This window comes from Pseudomonas fluorescens (genome assembly GCF_001648775.1).
GTDB classification, from domain to species: Bacteria; Pseudomonadota; Gammaproteobacteria; order Pseudomonadales; family Pseudomonadaceae; genus Aquipseudomonas; species Aquipseudomonas fluorescens_M.
In genome coordinates this window covers 358,919-376,663 of the sequence record NZ_LVEJ01000003.1, presented here as the reverse complement: position 1 = coordinate 376,663, position 17,745 = coordinate 358,919, and the positions used below count along the sequence as shown (strand labels likewise).

Below are 17,745 nucleotides of genomic sequence, written 5' to 3'. Positions count from 1 at the left end.
TGATTCCGGCCAGCCGTCATTCGTCGTCGTCGAAGTTGTAACTGCCCGGCGCGAGGTTTTCGAAGCGTGTGTATTTGCCGATGAAAGCCAGGCGGATGAAACCGATCGGGCCGTTACGCTGCTTGCCGATGATGATTTCGGCGATGCCTTTGTGCTCGGTTTCCGGGTGATACACCTCGTCGCGGTAGACGAACATGATCACGTCGGCGTCCTGCTCGATCGCTCCGGATTCCCGGAGGTCAGAGTTGATCGGACGTTTGTTCGGCCGCTGCTCAAGGGAACGGTTGAGCTGGGACAGCGCCACCACCGGGCAGTTGAATTCCTTGGCCAGGGCTTTCAAGGAACGCGAGATTTCAGAAATCTCGTTGGTTCGGTTGTCGCCACCGGAACCTGGAATCTGCATGAGTTGCAGGTAGTCGATCATGATCAGGCCGATCTCACCGTGTTCCCGCGCCAGACGCCGGGTACGTGCACGCATTTCCGACGGGCTGATACCGGCGGTGTCGTCGATGAACAGCTTGCGGTCATTGAGCAGGTTGACCGCCGAGGTCAGGCGCGGCCAGTCGTCATCCTCCAACTGACCGGAACGCACCTTGGTCTGGTCGATCCGGCCGAGCGAGGAGAGCATACGCATGACCAGCGATTCACCTGGCATCTCGAGGGAATACACCAGCACCGCTTTGTCGCTGCGCAGGACGGCGTTTTCCACCAGGTTCATCGCGAAGGTGGTTTTACCCATCGACGGACGACCGGCGACGATGATCAAGTCAGCCGGCTGCAGGCCGCTGGTCTTCTCATCAAGGTCGGTGTAGCCAGTGGACAGGCCGGTAATCGCGTTGTCCGTGTTGAACAGCGTGTCGATGCGATCAATGGCCTTGGTCAGCAAGTCATTCACACCCACCGGGCCACCGGTTTTCGGCCGGGCCTCGGCAATTGCGAAGATCTGCCGCTCGGCTTCGTCGAGGATTTCCTCGGCGGTGCGGCCTTCCGGGTTGAAAGCGCTGTCGGCGATCTCGGTACTGATGCCGATCAGTTGGCGTAACGTCGCACGCTGGCGGACGATCTGCGCATAGGCCTTGATGTTGGCGACGGACGGCGTGTTTTTCGCCAGCTCGCCGAGATAACCGAGGCCACCGACCTGCGAGGTCTGACCTTCCTTGTCCAATTGCTCGGCAAGGGTCACGACGTCGATCGGGGAGTTCTGATCGGCCAGTTTGGCGATCGCGCGGAAGATCAAACGGTGGTCATGTCGATAGAAATCGCCGTCGGAGACTTGATCGAGCACGCGTTCCCAGGCGTTATTGTCCAGCATCAGACCACCGAGTACAGCCTGTTCGGCCTCGATGGAATGCGGCGGCACCTTCAGGGCAGCGGTTTGCAGATCGTATTGCTCGGGAGCGGAGATATCGTTCATGGCCACTTGAGAGTTATGTAAAAAACCGGGGATTCAGAAAGACAAAGGGCACGACCTGTAAACAGGATCGTGCCCGATGTTAACCGTCTGACGGGCAAGCCGCCAGCCGATCAGGTGTTGCTTAAGCTGCTACCACGACAACGCGTACGGTGGCTTCAACTTCGGCGTGCAGGTGCACAGCCACGTCGAATTCACCCACGTTGCGGATGGTGCCGTTCGGCAGACGAACTTCGCTCTTCTGCACTTCAACGCCGGAAGCGGTCAGTGCGTCAGCGATGTCGTGAGTACCGATCGAACCGAACAGCTTGCCTTCGTCGCCAGCGGTGGCAGTGATGGTCACTTCCAGCTCGGCCAGTTGGGCAGCACGGCTTTCAGCCGATGCTTTACGGTCTGCGGCAGCTTTTTCCAGCTCAGCACGACGCTCTTCGAACGCAGCCAGGTTGGCAGCGGTCGCAGCGGTAGCTTTGCCGAAAGGCAGCAGGTAGTTACGGCCGTAACCGGCCTTAACGTTTACTTTGTCGCCCAGGTTGCCCAGGTTGGCGATTTTTTCCAGAAGGATCAGTTGCATGTGGAAATCCTCTTAACTTTTAACCTTCACCGTTCGCGTTATCGGTGTCTTTCGACACATGACGACCGCGAAAATCAATCAGGCTGTCGACAATGGCCAGGACCACGAGCAACGGATAGATCAGCTGCATGAACAACAGCAGCGTGACGTACAACCCCACCAGCCAGAAACCGGCCAGTCGCTTCTGCCCGACCAGCCCGTGAATCAGGGCGAGTCCGGCGAACACCAGCGGTACACTGCACAACGGCGTCAACATGGCCATCTGTGCACCGAGATTCGGGCCCAGAAGCATCAACGCCAGCAGCAACATCGCTGGCCCCAGCGGGATCCGGATGGCGCGAAACTCGCGACCAAAACCACCCGGATTGTACAACAACGCCTGCCAATGCCGCCCGACAATCAGGCTCAGCACGCTGACGATCTGCAACAACGCCGCAATCAGTCCGGTCAGGACTGGTGCTATCAGCGACGCGAAACGCGCTTGCTCATCGACCGACAATTGCTTGTAAGTCTCACCGAGTAGCGCCGGCATGACCTTTATCAAGGCCTGCGCGAGCATCTCGATCTGGGCGGCAAACGCTGCCCCGAGCACCACTGAAAACACCACTCCAATCACTACGCTGACCAGCAGCGTGCGAACCCAGGACTCACTTGCGCGCAAAACCAACGCAAGTCCCGAAGACCCCAGCAGCACCAGAAGTGCCCGTGGGTCATCGGCATACAGCCACCAGATCAAAGCCGGCAGCAGCCCCAGAGACAGAACACCCAGGGCGTCCGTCAGTCCGCGCCGCAGCAGCACAAGGCTCCCCGCGGCAGCGCCCAACCAATACAACAACGGCAATGTTGCACATCCGGCCACCACGAGAGTGGCCTGCATACGGCCTCGCATGATGAACTCAGCTAAGGCACGCATGCATTCAATCCTTTGCTACTTGTCGACTGCCCGGTCTCAGCGGCCGTGGCTGTCGGTGTAGGCCAGCAGGGCCAGGAAGCGGGCGCGCTTGATAGCGGTGGCCAGCTGACGCTGATAACGAGCTTTGGTACCGGTGATGCGGCTTGGAACGATTTTGCCGGTCTCGGATACGTAAGCTTTCAGAGTGTTGAGATCTTTGTAATCGATCTCTTTCACGTCTTCAGCGGTGAAACGGCAGAATTTACGACGACGGAAGAAACGTGCCATTTGATAGGCTCCTTAATAAGGTCCGTGGATTACTCGTCAGCGTTATCGCTGTCGTTCTCTTCGCCTTCAGCGCTTTCAGCGCCTTCGTGCTCAGGACGATCGCGACGCTCACGGCGCTCACTGCGGTTTTCTTCAGCCTTGAGCATCTCGGACTGGCCGGTAACGGCTTCGTCGCGACGGATGACCAGGTTACGGATCACTGCATCGTTGTAGCGGAAGTTGTCTTCCAGCTCGGCCAGGGCCTTGCCAGTGCACTCAACGTTCAGCATCACGTAGTGAGCCTTGTGAACATTGTTGATTGCGTAGGCCAGTTGACGACGGCCCCAATCTTCCAGACGGTGGATTTTGCCGCCGTCTTCTTCGATCAGCTTGGTGTAACGCTCAACCATGCCGCCGACTTGCTCGCTTTGATCCGGGTGGACCAAAAAGATGATTTCGTAATGACGCATGAATGCTCCTTACGGGTTGTAGCCTGCCGCTCAAAAACGGTCAGACAAGGAGTGAATGACACTTATGGACTTGCTGGCGCGGGGCACATGCGTGCCTGCCGTCACAGCAAGGGGCGCAATTGTAGAGAAGGGACAGAAGAGGTGCAAGGCAATTGGTGATTATTTGAACAACCACCCATTTATGCCACACCACAAAACACTGCGGGAGCGAGCCTGCTCGCGAATGCGCTATATCAGGCAACATTATTGTCGTCTGACACACCCCTTTCGCGAGCAGGCTCGCTCCAACATTTGAATCGTGTACGACTCAGGATTTCTTCGCGCCAGCCTTGGCTTTTGCACCGCGCTGACGCTGCGCTTCGAACAGGCAAACGCCAGTTGCTACCGAGACATTGAGGCTGCTGACGCTGCCGGCCATCGGCAGTTTCACCAGATAGTCGCAGTGTTCGCGGGTCAGGCGACGCATGCCTTTGCCTTCGGCACCCATGATCAGAATGGTCGGACCCGTCAGATCCTGGTCATAAATGCTGACCTCAGCCTCACCTGCCGTGCCGACAATCCACAGACCGCGCTGCTGAAGTTTTTCCAGGGTGCGAGCGAGGTTGGTCACTGCTACCAATGGAATCACTTCGGCTGCGCCGCAAGCGACTTTACGCACCACTGGCGTCAGGGTTGCCGATTTGTCTTTCGGCACGATCACCGCCAGTGCACCGGCCGCATCGGCCGAACGCAGGCAGGCGCCGAGGTTGTGCGGGTCGGTTACGCCGTCGAGCACCAGCAACAGTGGCGCGCCTTCGGTGCGATCGAGCAATTCGTCGAGCATTGCCTCGCCCCAGACCTGGCTCGGACTGACGTCCGCGACCACGCCTTGGTGCACGCCTTCAACCCAGGCGTCCATTTCGCGGCGCTCGGCCTGGCCGACCTGGACACGATTCTCGTTGGCCAGCTCGATCAGGGTCTGCACCCGCGGATCGTTGCGGCTTTCGGCCAACCAGATCTGCTTGACGCGTTTCGGGTGGTGACGCAGCAACGCTTCTACCGCGTGAACGCCGTAGATTTTTTCCAACTGACTCATGACTTCGCCTTCGGTTTACGGGCCCCGCCACTTTTGGCTGGAGCCGAACCCGCTTTTGGCGGGCCTTTACGGTGTTTGCTCGGTTTGGCTGGCTTGCCGCCGGCGGCCTTTTCAGGCGCCGACCGTCCGGTCTTTCCCCCGGACGCCGCTTTACCACCGTTTTTGGCGTCGGAAAGCAACGCTTTCTTCATTTCACGGCTTTTGCGCAACTCGGCGTTTTTCGCCACGGCGTCGCTCGGACGGTAAGCTTCAGCAGCCTTTTCCTTGGCCGGGCGGCGACCAGCGGTTTTCGCTGGAGCCTTCTCTTCCGAGGTTTTTGCAGCAGGCGCAGCCGTTTCAGCACCACGCTTTTTCCGGCCGATCGGCGCACTGATGGTTTTTTCAGCCATCTCGAAGTCGATCTTGCGCTCGTCGAGGTCAACGCGCATCACGCGCACTTCAACGGTATCGCCAAGGCGGAAGCTGCGACCGGTGCGCTCGCCCGCCAAGCGGTGATGCACAGGGTCGAAGTGGTAGTAATCGCCCGGCAGCGCGGTGACGTGCACCAGGCCTTCGACGTAGATATCGGTCAGCTCGACGAACAGACCAAAACCGGTCACGGCGGTGATCACGCCCGGGAAAGACTCGCCCACGCGATCTTTCATGAACTCGCACTTGAGCCAGTTCACCACGTCGCGGGTCGCTTCGTCGGCACGGCGCTCGCTCATCGAGCACTGCTCGCCGAGTTGCTCCAGCGCCGCTTCGTCGTACGGATAGATACGCGCCTTCGGAATGGTCATCGCACCGGCACGACGAACGTGCGGGGTGTCCTGTTTCGAATGGATCACGCTGCGGATCGCGCGGTGCGTCAACAGGTCCGGGTAACGACGGATCGGCGAAGTGAAGTGGGTATAGGCTTCGTAATTCAGGCCGAAGTGGCCCTGATTGTCAGCGCTGTACACCGCCTGGCTCAGCGAACGCAGCATCACGGTCTGGATCAGGTGGAAATCCGGACGATCCTTGATGCTTGCCAGCAATGCCTGATAGTCCTTCGGCGATGGACCGTCCTTGCCTTTGTGCAGAGACAGGCCGAGCTCGCCAAGGAACGCACGCAGTTTTTCCAGACGCTCCGGAGGCGGACCGTCGTGGACACGGTACAACGCAGGAATCTCGTGCTTCTTGAGGAATTCGGCGGTGGCCACGTTGGCCGCCAGCATGCATTCCTCGATCAGCTTGTGCGCGTCGTTGCGGGTGGTCGGACGAATTTCGGCAATCTTGCGCTCGGTACCGAAGATGATTCGGGTTTCCTGCGTTTCGAAATCGATCGCGCCACGTACGTGACGGGCAGCCAGCAGCACCTTGTACAGCGCATAAAGCTGTTTGAGGTGCGGCAGAACGTCGTTGTACTCACCACGAAGCTGACGCGCCTCGGTGATTTTCGGCGTTTCCAGCATCGCGCTGACTTTGTTGTACGTCAGACGAGCGTGGGAATGGATTACCGCTTCATAGAAGCAGTAGTCGGTCATTTCGCCGGACTTGGAGATGGTCATCTCGCAAACCATGGCCAGACGATCGACGTGCGGGTTCAGCGAGCACAGGCCGTTGGACAGTTGCTCAGGCAGCATCGGCACTACACGCTCGGGGAAATACACCGAGTTGCCGCGTACTTGCGCTTCGTTATCCAGCGCCGAGCCGATTTTCACGTAGCTGGAAACGTCGGCAATCGCCACGTACAACTTCCAGCCGCCGGAGAACAGGCGCAGCTTGCCCGGTTTGGCTTCGCAATAAACCGCATCGTCAAAGTCGCGAGCATCTTCGCCGTCAATGGTGACGAACGGCAGATGGCGCAGGTCGACGCGCTTCTCTTTGTCTTTTTCTTCGACTTCCGGCTTGAGCTTGGCGGCTTCTTTCAGCACGGCTTCAGGCCAGACGTGGGGAATGTCGTAGGTACGCAGGGCCACATCGATTTCCATGCCCGGCGCCATGTAGTTGCCGACCACTTCGACCACATCGCCTTGCGGCTGGAAACGCGGCGTCGGCCAGTGGGTGATTTTCACCTCGACGAACTGCCCGATCTGCGCATTGGCATTACGACCCGGGGTGACCAGCACTTCCTGCTGAATCTTCGGGTTGTCGGCAACGACAAAACCGATACCGCCTTCTTCGAAGTAGCGACCGACGATGGTTTCGTGAGCACGCGACACGACTTCGACGATCACGCCTTCGCGGCGACCACGACGATCGAGACCGGAAACACGTGCCAGCGCACGGTCGCCATCGAACACCAGACGCATCTGCGCCGGGCTCATGAACAGGTCATCGCTGCCGTCGTCCGGTACCAGGAAGCCGAAACCGTCACGGTGACCGCTGATGCGACCGAGGATCAGATCAAGCTTGTCTACCGGCGCGTAAGTGCCGCGGCGGGTATAGATCAGTTGTGCGTCGCGCTCCATGGCGCGCAGACGGCGGCGCAGGGCTTCGATCTGGTCTTCTGTGGTCAGACCAAACTCTTCGACCAGTTGCTCGCGGGCAGCCGGCGAGCCCCGATCGGCGAGGTGCGCCAGGATCAGTTCGCGGCTAGGAATAGGGTTTTCATATTTTTCCGCTTCACGAGCGGCCTCGGGATCGAGGGACTGCCAATCGGCCATTAGAGAGTTTTCACCTTGTCTATATGCGGGTTAGTTTGGCATAGGCGCCATGAAACGGGAAATTTCCGACTATATAAGGCCCATCTGAGGCTCTGTATCGGCCCCTGGAAGCCCTTTTGAACACCGCTGGTAAAAAAAATCATATTTTTTGCTGACAGGGGTTTACAGTTAAAAAGACGCTCCGTATAGTGCGCGCCATCGACGACGCACAGCGTTGCCGATACTGCCCAGATGGTGAAATTGGTAGACACGCCAGCTTCAGGTGCTGGTGACCGCAAGGTCGTGGAAGTTCGAGTCTTCTTCTGGGCACCAATTTCGAGTTTGAGACTAGATCAGTTTCAGGCTCACACAAAACCCGCGAAAGCGGGTTTTTTGCATTCTAAGCCCGGGTTTTCTTAAAACTGATTTATTAAAATTAAATCAGGGGTTTACAGATCAAAAGGCGCTCCGTATAGTGCGCCACATCAACAGCGGCAACGCTCGCGATGATTGCCCAGATGGTGAAATTGGTAGACACGCCAGCTTCAGGTGCTGGTGACCTTACGGTCGTGGAAGTTCGAGTCTTCTTCTGGGCACCAATTCAAATCCAGGGTTACGACCCTGGATTTCACAAAAACCCGCGAAAGCGGGTTTTTGCGTTTCTGGCGTCCAGAAATCCCGTCCTCAGCCCCACCTATCAAAACCCCACCCCCACTGCAAGGCGCATCTGAGAACCAATATCGTTTATCATTGTTGCAAGTTTTTGCAATGCGACAGTGAGGAACCCTGCGAATGACGTTTCGAAATACCCTGCGCCGAGGCTTGACCTTCACCCTCCTCGGCCTGGCGCTCGCCACTCCCCTCACCCAGGCTGCCGATGCGGTTTCCCTGACTCTCTACAACGGCCAACACAAGGAAGTCGGCGACGCGATCGCCAAAGCCTTCGAAGCCAAGACCGGCATTCACGTCAACGTGCGCAAAGGCAGCAGCAATCAGCTCGCCAGCCAGATCATCGAAGAAGGCGATCGCTCCCCCGCCGACGTGATCTACACCGAAGAATCGCCGCCACTGAACAATCTCGGCGAACTCGGCCTGCTGGCGAAAACCGATGACGCCACTTTGGCTGTGCTTCCGGAAAAATATGTCGCCGGTAACGGCACCTGGATCGGTGTGACGGCACGCGTTCGCGTGGTTGCCTACAACCCGAAACTGGTCGACGAAAAAGACCTGCCAAAATCAGTGATGGAATTCTCCGATCCACAGTGGCAAGGCAAAGTCGGTTTCGTACCGACCAGCGGTGCCTTCCAGGAACAAGCCGTCGCCATCATCAAAATGCACGGTCGCGATGCCGCCGAAGAATGGCTGACCGGCCTGCGCGCGTTCGGCAAGACTTACAGCAACAACATGGTTGCACTCAAAGCCGTGGAAAACGGCGAAGTCGCCACGGTGCTGGTGAACAACTACTACTGGTTCGCGCTGCAACGCGAAAAAGGCAAGCTCGACTCGAAACTGCATTACTTCACTGGCGGCGACGTCGGCGGCTTGATCACCGTATCCAGCGCAGCCGTGTTGAAATCCAGCAAGCATCCAAAAGAAGCCCAGCAATTTCTTGCCTACATGGCCAGCGAAGAAGGTCAGCGCGTGATCACTCAGACCACCGCCGAATACCCACTGCACAAAGGCATGGAATCGGATCGCGGGCTCAAGCCGTTCAGCGAACTGGAAGCCCCGAACGTGACGCCAGCCGATCTGGGCAATGCTGAAGAAGCGCTGGAACTGGAACGTGAAGTTGGCTTGAACTGATGGCCGCATCGTTATCCGCCCCCGCCCCGCGCGGGGGTTACGTACCAAAGCGCAAGCGGCCATCGATCTGGCTGGTGCTGCCGGTTTTGTTCCTGGTGGTACTGAGCCTGTTGCCGCTGGCCTATGTCGGGCTCAAAGCCTGGCAGGCCGGTTGGGCTGAAGCGCTGCACTTGTTGTGGCGTCCGTATGTGTTCGGCCTGCTGCGCAACACCCTGGCATTGATGGTGGGCGTGACGATCACCTGCGGCGTGATTGGCCTGTCGCTGGCCTGGTTGCTGGAGCGCAGCAATTTGCCGGGGCGACGCCTGTGGGGCGTAATTCTGTGCCTGCCGTTCGCGGTGCCGGCGTTTGTCAGCAGCTTCACCTGGGTCTCGCTGAGCGCGCAATTCGAAGGCCTTGGCGGGGCGATTCTGGTGATGAGCCTGTCGAAATACCCGCTGATCTTTCTGCCGGTGGCGGCAACCCTGCGCAATCTGGATCCGTCCCTTGAAGAATCGGCCCGCACGCTGGGGCAGAACCGCTGGGGCGTGTTTTTCCGCGTCACCCTGCCACTGCTCTGGCCGTCGCTATTGGCGGGCTCGCTGTTGATTGCCTTGCACATGCTGGTGGAATTCGGCGCGCTGTCGATCATCGGCCTGCAAACCTTCACCACCGCGATCTACCAACAATTCGAGCTGGAATTCAGCAACGCCAATGCGGCGATGTTGTCGGCGGTGCTGCTGGCGTTGTGTCTGGTGCTGCTGTGGCTGGAGTTGCGCGTACGCGGCAAGGGTCGGCATGTGCGCACCGGGCAGGGTGCGGCGCGGCGCGCTGAACAGGTTCGGCTCGGGCCTTGGGCAGCAGTCGGTCAGCTGTATTGCCTGATCCTGGCAGTTGTCGGCAGCGGGATTCCGCTGGGGATGCTGGCTTACTGGCTGGCGGTCGGCTCTTCGGCGGCATTCCCTGTGGCGGCAATTACCGAAGCCCTGCTGTCTTCGCTGGCGCTGTCGCTCGGCGGTGCGGCGCTGTGCCTGGTGCTGGCAGTACCGGTTGGTTTGCTGGTGGTGCGTTACAAAGGCCAACTGGCGATCTGGGCCGAGCGCCTGCCGTATCTGCTGCATGCGCTGCCAGGCTTGGTCATTGCGCTGACGCTGGTGTATTTCGCCCTGCATTACGTGCCGGCGCTGTACCAGACTTCGGGCTTGCTGCTGATCGCTTATGCGCTGTTGTTTTTGCCGTTGGCACAGGCGCCGATTCGCACCGCACTGAACAAGGCCGCACCGCAACTGGAAGAGGCTGCGCGGACGCTGGGCGCTTCGTCGTTCACGGCGTTTTGCCGCGTGACGTTGCCAATTATCTTCCCGGCATTGGGCGCGGCGTTTGCGCTGGTGTTTCTGGATGCGATGAAGGAATTGACGGCGACGCTGCTGCTGAGTCCGACCGGACTTAACACCTTGGCGACTGAGGTGTGGGCGCATACCGCGAATGTCGAGTTTGCAGCGGCGGCGCCTTATGCGGCGTTGTTGATTCTGGTGTCCGGATTGCCGGTCTATTTGCTGACGACGCGGATGTATCTGAGCCGCTGATACCGCTTTCGCGAGCAGGCTCGCTCCCACATTTTGACCGAATCCCATCAGAGGAACGCGATCTAATGTGGGAGCGAGCCTGCTCGCGAAGAGGCCTGCCCAGACAACCTCAAGCCCTGAACTGTCCCAGGCTCGCCTTCAACTGCGCAGCCAAACCATCCAGCACCTTGCCACTCGCCGTAGTCTCCACCACCGCCTGCGCCGCTTTCTCGGCCTGCGCATGAATCGTCTCGACCCGCCCGCGCACGGCCTGCGCACCTTGCGCCTGATGCGCAGCCGCCTGCGTTGCCAGACCAATCGCTGCATGCACTTGCTCAACCGAAGCCTGCACCGATTGTTGTAAGCGCGCACTGTCACGCAACACCAGCAAGCCTTCGCTAGCCTGACGCCCGGCCTGACCGATCGCCTCAACCGCCTCACGCGCGCCCTGTTGCAATGCGACAATGTGCGCCTGAATGTCGCCGGTGGAGCTTTGTGTCTTGCTCGCCAGTGCACGCACTTCGTCGGCCACCACGGCAAACCCACGCCCGGTCTCACCAGCACGCGCCGCTTCGATAGCCGCGTTGAGCGCCAGCAGGTTGGTCTGCTCGGCAATCCCGTGAATCACCGTCAATACCACTTCAATCTGCTCGCTTTGCTGCGCCAGCCGCTCAATGACTTTCGCCCCGGTATCGACCTGCCCCGCCAGCGCTTCGATCAGGCTGCCGACCCTGGCAGAGGTGCGGGTATTTTCATCAGTGGCCTGGCGAATATCCACCACCTGCTTCAACGCCGCTTGCATCGCATGGCTTTCCGATTGCGCCTCATCGGCCATTTGCGACAGTGCGCGCAGGCTCTCAGCGACTTCATCACGCTGCATGCCGGCGGCCGCATCGGCACCGGCATTACGCAAGGTCATCGCGCCAATTTCCACGCCGGTACGCTGCGCGACATCGCCCGCTTCGCGCACGATCGGCTGCAACTTATCGACAAAGCGATTGACCGCCGAGGCCATGTCGCCGATTTCGTCCTTGCTGTTGATCTGCACACGCTTGGTCAGGTCGCCCTCGCCCGCCGCCAGATCATCCATTGCTGCGTTGAGCATCTTCAGGCGATTGACCACGCGATGGCCGAGCACGACTGCCAGCAACAGCAGCACGCCGCAACCGACCAGCGCCAAACCCATACCGATCCGCCAGCGCAGGGTGGCGGCCGCTTCTTGAACGGTATTGGCGGTATTGGCTTTCATCTCGGTAGCGGTCGACTGTGCCGATTGCAGACGAGTTTGCATGGCCTTGGCGCTGTCCGCTGCGGCGCCTTTGAGGCTATCGCCGACCAACTGATCACTGCTGGCGATCAGCGCCAGGAAGCGCTTGTCGAGCGCGGCCAGATCGGTTTCCACCGAAGCCGTGGAAACACCCATCAGCACCTTGCCGATTTCCACGCCATTAGGGTTGATCGACGCTTCGAGGTAGTAGACCGAGGGATCGTTCTTCGCCGCATCCAGCACTTTATCCAGCGCACGCTCGCCCTGACCTTTTTCCAGCAAGGCCTTGTTGATCGGGTTTTCGCGGTTGAGGTAACGGGTCAGATGCTGGCCAGTGGCGTCGTCATACACCACAAACAACACATTGGGATTGCGCTGGGCACGCCGGGCGAACTCGGACAGAGTCGGCACGTCGCTGTCCCACATGGCGCGTGGTGCGACGGAAGCCAGCAACTGGGCCATGTCATTGGCCGAGTCCTTGAGATCCTTTTCCAGCGTCGTACGCAGTTGCGCCTGCTCTTCTTTGAGGCGTGAAGACAGGCCGGCGGTAAGCCGCTGACGGGTGCTGGCAGACAAGGCGTCGAGGCTCGAGGTGACCTCACGCCCGGCCTGCTCCAGCTCACCGGAGAGTTTCTGGCTGTCAGCACCGAGGCGCACCGCCAAATCAGCTTCCAGCGCCGTGACGGTGCTCCGCGTCAGGGCAACGGCCACCAACACCTGCACCAAAAGGGCGATACCAAGGGTAACGAATACCGGGCGCAACAAACGGCTTTGTAACAGTGAGAGAACGGCCGACACTGTGAATACCTCTACTTCTGACGCCATTAATTTGATGGCACTCTTGTAGACAGATTCACAGCAAAGGTCATGCCGTCCAACAGGCATAAACGACAAAGGCCCCGATTAAGGGGCCTTTGTGTTTTTACATCAACGACTTATCAAGCAAACGGATGACGCAGAACGATGGTTTCGTTGCGGTCCGGGCCCGTCGAAATAATGTCGATCGGCGCGCCGATCAACTCTTCAACGCGTTTGATGTAGGCACGAGCGTTAGCTGGCAGCTCTTCCAGGGTTTTCGCGCCCACGGTCGATTCGGTCCAGCCCGGCACTTCTTCGTACACAGGCTGCAGGCCTACGTAGCTGTCAGCGTCGGTCGGCGCAACGGCATTGCCTTCGGCATCTTTATAGCCGACGCAAATGTTGATGGTTTCCAGACCGTCGAGTACGTCCAGCTTGGTCAGGCAGATGCCCGAGATGCTGTTCACATCGATCGCGCGACGCAGGATAACCGCGTCGAACCAGCCGCAACGACGGGCACGGCCGGTGGTCGCACCGAACTCGTGACCTTGCTTGGCCAGGTGTGCACCGACGTCGTCGAACAGCTCAGTCGGGAACGGGCCCGACCCGACGCGAGTGGTGTAAGCCTTGGTGATGCCCAGGATGTAGTCGAGGAACATCGGGCCAACGCCCGAACCGGTAGCCACGCCACCAGCGGTAGTGTTGGAGCTGGTCACGTACGGGTAGGTGCCGTGGTCGATGTCGAGCAACGAACCCTGGGCGCCTTCGAACATGATGTCTTTGCCGGCGCGACGCAGGTCGTGCAGCTCAGCGGTGACGTCGAGCATCAGCGGCTTGAGCAGCTCAGCGTATTCCTTGCACTCGGCCAGGGTCTTTTCGAACTCGATGGCCGGCTCTTTGTAGTAACCGACCAGCATGAAGTTGTGGTAATCCACCAGTTCACGCAGCTTGTCTTCGAAACGCGGCATGTTCAGCAGGTCGCCAACACGCAGGCCACGACGCGCAACCTTGTCTTCGTAAGCCGGGCCGATGCCGCGACCGGTAGTACCGATCTTCAGCTCGCCACGGGCCTTTTCACGGGCCTGGTCCAGCGCCACGTGGAAGGACAGGATCAGCGGGCAGGACGGGCTGATACGCAGACGCTCGCGCACCGGTACGCCTTTCTCTTCCAGCTTGGTGATCTCGCGCAGCAGGGCGTCAGGTGCAACCACCACGCCGTTGCCGATCAGGCACTGCACGCCTTCGCGCAGCACGCCCGACGGGATCAGGTGCAGGACGGTTTTTTCGCCGTCGATCACCAGCGTGTGGCCAGCGTTGTGGCCACCTTGGTAGCGCACTACGGCGGCAGCATGTTCGGTCAGCAGATCAACGATCTTGCCTTTGCCCTCATCACCCCATTGGGTGCCCAGGACTACGACATTCTTACCCATAACACTTGTCCTCATTCGCGCAAACTTGGTGCCGGCGATGGCCGGCAGGAAAACTCAAGAAGCCAGTGGCGATACTTGCCAAAGCCCGTTCTGCTGAATCAATTGCCGGTCGCAGTCCGCATCACGGGCGGCGGCCAAAGGTTGTCCAGGCAACGCCTGAACGACACGCTGACCCTCACTGCGCAACTGGCAAACCTGCTGCCAGAGTGCCGCATCCGTACTGTCAGGCATCCAGATACCGCCAGACGGTAGCTCGATCTCAGCACGCCCCAGGGTCACCAGGGTTTTCAAATCGGTGGAAAAGCCAGTCGCCGGACGCGCGCGACCAAAATCAGCGCCAATGTCGTCGTAACGACCGCCCTGAGCGATGGACTGGCCAACGCCCGGTACGAACACCGCGAACACCACACCGGTGTGGTAGTGGTAGCCACGCAACTCGCCCAGATCGAAGTACAACGGCAGCTCCGGAAAGCGCGCCGACAGACGCTCGGCGATCGCCAGCAAGTCTTCCAGTGCCGCCAAAACCGGCACCGGCGCATTGGCCAGACGCTCGCGGGCAGCGCTCAATACTTCACGGCCGCCACACAGATCAACCAGCGCGCGCAGCATGCCGGACAAGTCTGCCGGCAAGCCTTCGGTCAAGGTAATGACCTCGTCGATGGCCTTGCGTTGCAGCGCGTCGAACAACTGCTGCTCGACTTCACCGGACAGACCGGCGGCACGCGCCAGCCCCCGGTAGATGCCGACATGACCGAGATCCATGTGCACATCCGGCACATCGGCCAGTTGCAACATGGCCAGCATCAGGCTGATTACTTCAACGTCGCTGCTCGGGCTGGCGTCGCCGTACAACTCGGCGCCCAACTGGATCGGGCTGCGCGAGGACGACAGGGCACGCGGTTGGGCGTGCAGCACGCTGCCGGCGTAGCACAGACGGCTCGGGCCTTCGCGACGCAGGGTGTGCGCATCGATGCGCGCCACTTGCGGCGTGATGTCGGCACGGAAACCCATCTGCCGGCCCGACTGCGGGTCGATGACCTTGAAGGTACGCAGATCCAGGTCCTGGCCCGCGCCGGTCAGCAGGGATTCCAGGTACTCGATATGGGGAGTCACGACAAACTCGTAACCCCAGCTCTGGAACAGATCCAACACCTGACGACGCGCGACTTCAATGCGCGCCGCTTCCGGTGGCAGTACTTCTTCGATGCCATCTGGCAGCAGCCAGCGGTCTACCGTTGCCATTACGCCATTCCCCTTTGATCCGGGCGGCCAGCCTGCGGGCGAGCCTTGAGTGAAGCAGAAAATGACCGATCCGTTCAAAACGCACGCGCATGAACGACGCGGCGAAAGGCCTGTTACCGGCTTCGCCCATCACTTTCCTCGAAATACTCTCGGGCCATTCAACCCGATGCCTGCAACAAAAAACAGCAATCAAACGTGCAGACGCAAAAAAGCCGGGAATTTCCCGGCTGCCGCATCATACACACGTTTTCCCAAAGGATCACCCCGCCCGAGGTTTTAGCCGCCGGGCGGAATGATTCAGGTCAACGTCGTATCAAGGCTTGGACTTTTCCAGGTAACGGAAGAAGTCGCTGCTTGGGTCGAGGACCAGGACGTCGGATTTGTTCGCGAAGCTTTCACGGTAGGCGCGCAGGCTACGGTAGAAACCGTAGAACTCCTGATCCTGGCCGTAGGCCTTGGAGTAGATCGCTGCGGCCTGAGCATCACCGTCACCGCGAACCTCTTCCGATTCACGATAGGCTTCAGCCAGCAGCACGCGGCGTTGACGATCGGCGTCGGCACGGATGCCTTCGGCCAGCTCGTTACCCTTGGCACGGTGCTCGCGAGCTTCACGCTCACGCTCGGTGCTCATACGTTCGAACACGCTGCGATTCACTTCTTTCGGCAGATCGATGGCCTTGACCCGGACATCGACGACTTCGATACCCAGCTCTTTTTCCGCCATCTTGTTCAGCGAAGCAGTGATGTCAGCCATCAGTGCGTCACGCTCACCCGACACCACTTCGTGCAGAGTGCGCTTACCGAACTGGTCACGCAGACCGGATTCCAGACGACGGGACAGACGCTCGTCGGCGATTTGCTTGAGACCGGAAGTTGCGGTGTAGAAGCGCTCGGCATCTTTCACGCGCCACTTGGCGTAGGCATCGACCATCACGGCTTTCTTTTCCAGAGTCAGGAAGCGCTGCGTCGGTGCATCCAGCGTCATCAGGCGTGCGTCAAATTTACGCACCTGGTTAACGTAAGGCACTTTCACATGCAGACCCGGCTGAACATCGGCCTGAACCACACGACCGAATTGCAGCAGCACCGCACGCTCGGTCTGAGCGACGATGTAGAAGCAATTCCAGCCCACCAGGACCACAACGACGCCAACGATCAGGGCGATCAGCGATTTATTGCTCATCAGCGGGTCTCCCTTGTACGCGACTGCGGCAGGTCAGTGACATGCGGCGTGACGTCCGTATTGTTGCTGGCGGCAGCCGAACCGGTGACCGGTGCATTGCTGCCCGAACTGTTCTGAATCATTTTGTCCAACGGCAGGTAAAGCAGGTTGCTCTGGCCGTTCTTGTTGCCGGTCACGAGTACCTTGCTGGTGCTGCTGAAGACTTCCTGCATGGTGTCCAGATACAGACGCTGACGGGTAACCTCAGGTGCCTTGCGGTACTCGGCGACCAGTTTGGTAAAGCGATCAGCCTCACCCTTGGCGCGCGAAACCGTTTCGTCACGGTAACCGTTGGCATCTTCAAGGATGCGCTGGGCCTGACCACGGGCTTCCGGCACGACGCCGTTGGCGTAGGTTTCAGCCTGGTTGCGCGAACGCTGCTCGTCTTCACGGGCGCGGATCACGTCATCGAAGGCTTCCTGCACTTCACGCGGTGCCGCTGCGCTCTGTACGTTGACCTGAGTGACGGTGATACCGGTGCGATAGGTATCGAGGAAGCGTTGCAGACGCTCCTTGATTTCGCTGGCCATCAATTCACGACCTTCGGTCAGCACCTGGTCCATCGCGGTGGAACCCACCACATGGCGCAAGGCGCTGTCGGTCGCGTGCTGCAGGCTGATTTCCGGCTGATCGACGTTCAGCACGAAGTCCTGCAGGTTGCTGATCTTGTACTGCACGGTCAGCGGCACTTCGACGATGTTCTCGTCTTCGGTCAGCATCTGGCCCTGCTTGGTGTACGCACGCTCACGCGTTACGTTTTCCATGTACTTTTTATCGATCGGCGGGAAGTAGATGTTCAGGCCCGGGCCGACGGTTTCGTAGTACTTGCCGAAGCGCAGCACCACGGCTTGCTCCTGCTCGTCGACCACGTAGACCGCGCTGTACAGCCAGACAGCCGCCAGCACAACGAGGCCGATGCCGAGCAGACCGCCGAAGCCGCCACCACTCCTGCCCGAACCACCGCCGTCATCACCACCGCGTTTCTTACCACCACCGAACAACCCGTTCAGGCTTTCCTGCAGCTTTCGGAAGGCCTCGTCGAGATCCGGTGGCCCCTTGCGGTCGCCGTTATTGCGGCGCTTGCCACCCCAAGGATCCTGATTATTCGAGTTGCCACCCGGCTCATTCCAAGCCATAGCGCTCTCCA

Annotated in this window: 14 protein-coding genes and 2 tRNA genes; 4 read left to right on the top strand and 12 right to left on the bottom strand. The window is 59.6% G+C overall.

The features are described from left to right. Positions 1–16: 16 nt before the first annotated feature. The 7 genes from dnaB to rnr all read right to left on the bottom strand — a co-directional run bounded on the left by dnaB (position 17) and on the right by rnr (position 7,313). Positions 17–1,414, bottom strand: coding sequence for a replicative DNA helicase (gene dnaB / locus A8O26_RS06080; RefSeq protein WP_008078305.1), 1,398 nt, complete (start codon positions 1,412–1,414; stop codon positions 17–19). A 121-nt stretch (positions 1,415–1,535) separates the two neighbouring features. Further along, entirely contained in the window at positions 1,536–1,982 is a 447-nt protein-coding gene (gene rplI, locus A8O26_RS06075) for a 50S ribosomal protein L9 (protein WP_003221136.1), read from the bottom strand. A gap of 19 nt (positions 1,983–2,001) precedes the next feature. After that, positions 2,002–2,895 (bottom strand): hypothetical protein, encoded by an 894-nt coding sequence (locus A8O26_RS06070; RefSeq protein ID WP_016983782.1) that lies wholly within the window; start codon positions 2,893–2,895, stop codon positions 2,002–2,004. Positions 2,896–2,931: 36 nt separating this feature from the next. Next, positions 2,932–3,162 carry a 30S ribosomal protein S18 gene (gene rpsR / locus A8O26_RS06065; protein WP_002551829.1) on the bottom strand — a complete coding sequence of 77 codons (231 nt, stop codon included), beginning with the start codon at positions 3,160–3,162 and terminating at the stop codon, positions 2,932–2,934. A gap of 29 nt (positions 3,163–3,191) precedes the next feature. After that, positions 3,192–3,611 (bottom strand): 30S ribosomal protein S6, encoded by a 420-nt coding sequence (rpsF, locus tag A8O26_RS06060; protein ID WP_007915844.1) that lies wholly within the window; start codon positions 3,609–3,611, stop codon positions 3,192–3,194. Between the two features lie 307 nt (positions 3,612–3,918). Continuing rightward, a complete protein-coding gene (rlmB, locus tag A8O26_RS06055; protein WP_064117201.1) occupies positions 3,919–4,686 on the bottom strand; it encodes a 23S rRNA (guanosine(2251)-2'-O)-methyltransferase RlmB in 768 nt (255 codons plus the stop codon). Beyond that, a complete protein-coding gene (gene rnr / locus A8O26_RS06050; protein WP_064117200.1) occupies positions 4,683–7,313 on the bottom strand; it encodes a ribonuclease R in 2,631 nt (876 codons plus the stop codon). Before rnr ends, rlmB begins: the two co-directional genes overlap by 4 nt. Before the next feature lie 225 nt (positions 7,314–7,538). Here rnr and A8O26_RS06045 point away from each other — a divergent pair. The 4 genes from A8O26_RS06045 (at position 7,539) to A8O26_RS06030 (ending at position 10,660) form a co-directional block, all read left to right on the top strand. Then, a tRNA-Leu gene (locus A8O26_RS06045) sits at positions 7,539–7,625 on the top strand. Positions 7,626–7,804: 179 nt separating this feature from the next. Next, positions 7,805–7,891: transfer RNA gene (locus tag A8O26_RS06040), tRNA-Leu, on the top strand. Between the two features lie 193 nt (positions 7,892–8,084). Further along, positions 8,085–9,095 carry an extracellular solute-binding protein gene (locus A8O26_RS06035; RefSeq protein WP_038360376.1) on the top strand — a complete coding sequence of 337 codons (1,011 nt, stop codon included), beginning with the start codon at positions 8,085–8,087 and terminating at the stop codon, positions 9,093–9,095. Next, positions 9,095–10,660: an ABC transporter permease gene (locus A8O26_RS06030; protein ID WP_064117199.1), complete on the top strand. Its 1,566-nt coding sequence runs from the start codon at positions 9,095–9,097 to the stop codon at positions 10,658–10,660. Before A8O26_RS06035 ends, A8O26_RS06030 begins: the two co-directional genes overlap by 1 nt. 109 nt (positions 10,661–10,769) lie before the next feature. Here A8O26_RS06030 and A8O26_RS06025 read toward each other — a convergent pair whose 3' ends face one another. The 5 genes from A8O26_RS06025 to hflK all read right to left on the bottom strand — a co-directional run bounded on the left by A8O26_RS06025 (position 10,770) and on the right by hflK (position 17,734). Next, the gene (locus A8O26_RS06025; RefSeq protein WP_064117312.1) at positions 10,770–12,704 is read right to left on the bottom strand and encodes a methyl-accepting chemotaxis protein; all 1,935 of its coding nucleotides are present in this window, start codon (positions 12,702–12,704) and stop codon (positions 10,770–10,772) included. Positions 12,705–12,844: 140 nt separating this feature from the next. Continuing rightward, complete coding sequence (locus A8O26_RS06020; protein WP_007915835.1) at positions 12,845–14,134, bottom strand: adenylosuccinate synthase; 1,290 nt, start codon at positions 14,132–14,134, stop codon at positions 12,845–12,847. 54 nt (positions 14,135–14,188) lie between these two features. Next, complete coding sequence (locus A8O26_RS06015) at positions 14,189–15,376, bottom strand: ATP phosphoribosyltransferase regulatory subunit (protein WP_064117198.1); 1,188 nt, start codon at positions 15,374–15,376, stop codon at positions 14,189–14,191. 313 nt (positions 15,377–15,689) lie between these two features. Further along, the gene (hflC, locus tag A8O26_RS06010) at positions 15,690–16,559 is read right to left on the bottom strand and encodes a protease modulator HflC (protein WP_034151639.1); all 870 of its coding nucleotides are present in this window, start codon (positions 16,557–16,559) and stop codon (positions 15,690–15,692) included. Then, positions 16,559–17,734 carry an FtsH protease activity modulator HflK gene (gene hflK, locus A8O26_RS06005; RefSeq protein ID WP_064117197.1) on the bottom strand — a complete coding sequence of 392 codons (1,176 nt, stop codon included), beginning with the start codon at positions 17,732–17,734 and terminating at the stop codon, positions 16,559–16,561. The genes hflC and hflK overlap by 1 nt, the downstream gene beginning before the upstream one ends. Positions 17,735–17,745: the final 11 nt, after the last annotated feature.

Coding starts and splice junctions, on each gene's coding strand:
- A8O26_RS06020 (WP_007915835.1), bottom strand. CDS start 14,134: ATGGGTAAGAATGTCGTAGTCCTGGGCACCCAATGGGGTGATGAGGGC.
- A8O26_RS06070 (WP_016983782.1), bottom strand. CDS start 2,895: ATGCGTGCCTTAGCTGAGTTCATCATGCGAGGCCGTATGCAGGCCACT.
- rnr (WP_064117200.1), bottom strand. CDS start 7,313: ATGGCCGATTGGCAGTCCCTCGATCCCGAGGCCGCTCGTGAAGCGGAA.
- rpsF (WP_007915844.1), bottom strand. CDS start 3,611: ATGCGTCATTACGAAATCATCTTTTTGGTCCACCCGGATCAAAGCGAG.
- A8O26_RS06035 (WP_038360376.1), top strand. CDS start 8,085: ATGACGTTTCGAAATACCCTGCGCCGAGGCTTGACCTTCACCCTCCTC.
- A8O26_RS06015 (WP_064117198.1), bottom strand. CDS start 15,376: ATGGCAACGGTAGACCGCTGGCTGCTGCCAGATGGCATCGAAGAAGTA.
- rpsR (WP_002551829.1), bottom strand. CDS start 3,162: ATGGCACGTTTCTTCCGTCGTCGTAAATTCTGCCGTTTCACCGCTGAA.
- dnaB (WP_008078305.1), bottom strand. CDS start 1,414: ATGAACGATATCTCCGCTCCCGAGCAATACGATCTGCAAACCGCTGCC.
- hflC (WP_034151639.1), bottom strand. CDS start 16,559: ATGAGCAATAAATCGCTGATCGCCCTGATCGTTGGCGTCGTTGTGGTC.
- hflK (WP_064117197.1), bottom strand. CDS start 17,734: ATGGCTTGGAATGAGCCGGGTGGCAACTCGAATAATCAGGATCCTTGG.
- rlmB (WP_064117201.1), bottom strand. CDS start 4,686: ATGAGTCAGTTGGAAAAAATCTACGGCGTTCACGCGGTAGAAGCGTTG.
- rplI (WP_003221136.1), bottom strand. CDS start 1,982: ATGCAACTGATCCTTCTGGAAAAAATCGCCAACCTGGGCAACCTGGGC.
- A8O26_RS06030 (WP_064117199.1), top strand. CDS start 9,095: ATGGCCGCATCGTTATCCGCCCCCGCCCCGCGCGGGGGTTACGTACCA.